The sequence below is a fragment of the Pseudomonas morbosilactucae genome (genome assembly GCF_023241715.1).
Classification (GTDB): domain Bacteria; phylum Pseudomonadota; class Gammaproteobacteria; order Pseudomonadales; family Pseudomonadaceae; genus Aquipseudomonas; species Aquipseudomonas morbosilactucae.
In genome coordinates, this window is the sequence record NZ_JALQCW010000158.1 from 1 (window position 1) to 4,037 (window position 4,037).

At 64.8% G+C, this 4,037-nt stretch carries 2 protein-coding genes; both read left to right on the plus strand.

Features of this window, described 5'->3' with window-relative positions; genetic code table 11:
* Nucleotides 1-218: 218 nt before the first annotated feature.
* A complete protein-coding gene (gene nosP, locus M1B34_RS33680; RefSeq protein WP_268267437.1) occupies nt 219-1,382 on the plus strand; it encodes a nitric oxide-sensing protein NosP in 1,164 nt (387 codons plus the stop codon).
* Nucleotides 1,312-3,951: a hybrid sensor histidine kinase/response regulator NahK/ErcS' gene (gene nahK, locus M1B34_RS33685; protein ID WP_268267438.1), complete on the plus strand. Its 2,640-nt coding sequence runs from the start codon at nt 1,312-1,314 to the stop codon at nt 3,949-3,951. The genes nosP and nahK overlap by 71 nt, the downstream gene beginning before the upstream one ends.
* The last annotated feature ends 86 nt before the right edge of the window (nt 3,952-4,037 follow it).

Sequence of the window (4,037 nt, forward strand, 5' to 3'; positions counted from 1 at the left end):
GGCTGGCGGCTTGTCTGTGGGTCACCTTGTAGGAGCCGGCTTGCCGGGCATGGCGATCTTGCGGGCCCTATCGCTGGCAAGCCAGCTCCTACAGATGTCTGCACCAACGGGGCAACACCTACGTCCATGGGACTGCCTACCCGCTACCCAAGTAGCATTCGTCCCCCGGGGCGGCCTTCGTACACTCATCCCTTACCCAACCCGCGCCGGAGGCGACGATGCAGCAAGCCCAGAGCGAGGGCGTGGTCAGTGCCATGTCCCAGGCCGTCGACCCACAACAGGTGGCCCAGGAACTGGCGCGCCAGCTGCTGCACCCGCACCTGGGCTTCGTGCTGTTTTTCTGTTCCGCCGAATATGACCTGCAAGCCTTGGGCTCGGCCCTGCAGCAAAGCTTCGGCGGCATTCGCCTGGTGGGTTGCACCAGCGCCGGGGAAATCACCCCCTTGGGCTACGGGCGCAATTGCGTCACCGCCATTGGTTTTGATCACCGGCACTTCTCCATCGCCACCGAACTCATCGACCAGATGGAACATTTCAGCTTGATCGACGCCCAGCAGATGGTCGAGCGCCTGGTGAGCGACTGTCGCAGCAACACCCTGGCGCCGATCAAGGGCAACAGCTTCGCCCTGACCCTGCTCGACGGCCTGTCGAGCCGCGAAGAGATGGTGCTGACCGCCCTCAGCGCAGCCTTGGGCGACATTCCGCATTTCGGTGGTTCGGCCGGCGACGACAATTACCTGACCCACACCCACGTCTATTTCGGCGGCGAGTTTCACAGCGGTGCGGCGGTGGTGGTGCTGGTCAATACCTGGCTGGATTTCGAGGTGTTCACCACCCACCACATCCTGCCCCGGGAAGAAAAGCTTGTGGTCACCGGTGCCGACAGCGCCTCGCGGCGGGTCTATGAGCTCAACGCCGAGCCGGCCGCCGAAGAGTACGCACGGTTGATCGGCGTGCCCCTGGCCGAGCTCGATCACCGGGTGTTTGCCGCCAACCCGCTGGCGGTGCGGATCAACGAGCACTACTACGTGCGCGCCATCCAGCAGGTGCACCCGGACCTGAGCCTGAGTTTTTACTGCGCCGTGGAAAACGGCATCGTCCTTACCGCCATGACCCCCGGGCCCTTGCTGCCCAACCTCGAACAGTTGTTCGACGGCCTGCAACAGCGCCTTGGCGGGCTGCTGCTGACCATTGGCTGCGACTGCTTCCTGCGCCGTCTGGAGCTGGAGGATCGCGGCAGCCTGGAGCAGATCGGCGCCTTCCTGCGGGAACAACGGGTGATGGGCTTCAACACCTACGGAGAACAGTTCAATGGCATGCACATCAACCAGACCTTTACCGGGGTCGCCATTGCCCGTAGCCGAGCCCCGGTCAGTCGCTGAGCTGCAAGCGCAGATCGCCGGCCTTGAGCGCGACAACCACAAGCTGCGGCGGATCAACGCCGCGCTGATCGAGCGGGTCGAGTCCGGGGCCACCCGGGGCAACGACCCGTACGCGGCGTTCCAACATTCGGTGGTGCTGGCCGAGCAGGTGCGCGAACGCACCGACGCCCTGAACCAGGCCATGGCTGAACTCAAGGCCGGCAACCATTTGCTCAGTGAGGCGCGGCTGCGGGCCGAGACCGCTCACCAGCACCTGATCGATGCCATCGAGAGCATTTCCGACGCCTTTGTGCTGTTCGACGAAGACCAGCGCATTGTTCTATTCAACAGCCGCTTCAAGGCGTTTTGGGCCAACAGCCGGGTGCGCATCATCGCCGGCATGCGCCTGGCTGAGGTCAAGCGCCTGATGACCAGCACCGGGCTGTTCAGTGAAGAACCTCGGGGCCACGCCGACGAGCACCTGCTGTATCGCCTGCAGAACGGCCGCTGGCTGCAGGTCAGCGAACGGCCGACCCGGGAAGGCGGGCGGGTGATCCTGTTCACCGACATCACCGAGGTCAAGATCAGCGAAACCATGCGCCGCGAGCAGGCGGTGGCGCAGAAGTCCCACCTGTTGCAACGGGCCGTGGACAACCTGTCCCAGGGCGTGGCCATGGTCAACGCCGACGGCATCCTCGAACTGTGGAACCGGCGCTTCCTGGAACTCAGCGGCCTGGCCCCGGTGGCGGCCCATCGACCCTTCGCCGAGGTCATCGGCGACAGCGAGCTGAGCCTGCTGACCCCGGCCAGCCGCGATGCCAACGGGCGCATCATCCACGAGTGCGAGCAGCGCCTGTACGATGGCCGGGTCCTGGAAATCCGCACCCATCCGCTGCCCACCGGCGGATTCGTCAACACCTTCACCGACATCACCGAGCGCTATCAGCACGCCGAGGCCCTGAGCGAAAGTGAGCGCTGGATCCGCCTGATCACCGACCATGTGCCGGCGCTGATCGCTTACTTGAATGCCGACCTGGTCTACGAGTTCACCAACAAGGTCTACGAGGAATGGTACTGCTGGCCCCGTGGGGTGATGCTCGGCCAGAGCCTGCGCGAGGTGCACAGCGAGCAGCACTACCAGCGCCTGGAAGCCTATGTGGCTCGGGCCCTGGCGGGGGAGAGCGTGACCTTCGAGTTCCCGGAAACCAACATCAACAATCAGGAGCGCTACATGCTGCGCTCCTACGTGCCCAACCGCCTGGCCAGTGGCGAAGTGGTGGGGATTTTTGTGTTGATCCGCGACATCACCGAGCGCCGGCGCACCGCCGAGGCCCTGCATCAGGCCTACCAGAACCTGGAGCTGCGGGTCCGCGAGCGCACCGCCGAACTGACCACCCTCAACGGACAACTGCGCCTGGAAATCGATGAGCGCAGCCGGGTCGAGTCACGGCTGCGGGAAGCCAAACTGGAGGCCGAGCAGGCCAACCTGTCGAAAACCAAGTTCCTCGCAGCGGTCAGCCACGACTTGCTGCAACCCTTGAATGCGGCGCGGCTGTTCACCAGTGCGCTGCTGGAACGCCGCGAACCCCAGGCCTGCCAGGTGCTGGTACGCAATGTCAGCAATTCCCTGGAAGATGTGGAAAACCTGCTGGGCACCCTGGTGGATATTTCCAAGCTGGATGCCGGGGTGATCAAGGCCGATATCGCGCCGTTTGCCCTGAGCGAACTGCTGGACAACCTGGCGGCGGAATATGCCCAGGTGGCCCGCAGCGAAGGGCTGGAACTGCACTTTGTCGCCTGCTCGGCGCTGGTGCGCAGCGACATCCAGTTGCTGGCGCGGATTCTGCGCAACCTGCTGAGCAACGCCATTCGCTACACCCCGGGCGGGCGCGTGGTGCTGGGCTGTCGGCGCCATCGTCAACGGCTGTCGATCGAGGTCTGGGACAGCGGCGTGGGCATCGCGGAAAACCGCCTGGAAGAGATCTTCCAGGAGTTCAAGCGTGGCGACGTGCAGCGCCCCGATCAGGATCGCGGCCTGGGCCTGGGGCTGGCGATTGTGGAGAAAATCGCGCGGATTCTCGGGCACCGGATTCGCGTGCGTTCCTGGCCGGGCCGGGGTTCGATGTTTGCCGTGGAAGTGCCCCTGAGCGCCACCGCGCCCAAGGCGCTGCCGAGCCTGAGCATGAGCGAACCGATGCTGGAGCGGCTGCGCGGGGCGCGGGTCTGGGTGCTGGATAACGATGCGGCAATCTGCGCCGGCATGCGCACCCTGCTAGAGGGTTGGGGTTGCCGGGTGGTCACGGCGTTGTCCGAGGACGACCTGGCGCGCCAGGTGGACAACTACCACGCCGAGGCCGACCTGTTGATTGCCGACTATCACCTGGATCACGACATCAATGGCGTCGACGCGGTGGCGCGGATCAATGGCCGGCGCGGCGCGGCAATCCCGGCCTTGATGATCACCGCCAACTACAGCAACGAACTCAAGCAGCAGATTCGCTTGCTGGGCCACACCCTGATGCACAAACCCGTGCGCCCGATGAAACTCAAGACCGCCATGAGCCACCTGCTGGCCCGCCCTGGTCCTTGAGTGACGCAGAGCGTCACTGGCAGCGGGAACGATCACTGCGCCTGACGCCCCTCGTTCCCACGGTCCCCGTGGGAATGCCTCTTGGG

Bases quoted from the DNA above. Each gene is read 5' to 3' on its own strand.
- nosP (WP_268267437.1), top strand. From the start codon at position 219: ATGCAGCAAGCCCAGAGCGAGGGCGTGGTCAGTGCCATGTCCCAGGCC.
- nahK (WP_268267438.1), top strand. From the start codon at position 1,312: ATGGCATGCACATCAACCAGACCTTTACCGGGGTCGCCATTGCCCGTA.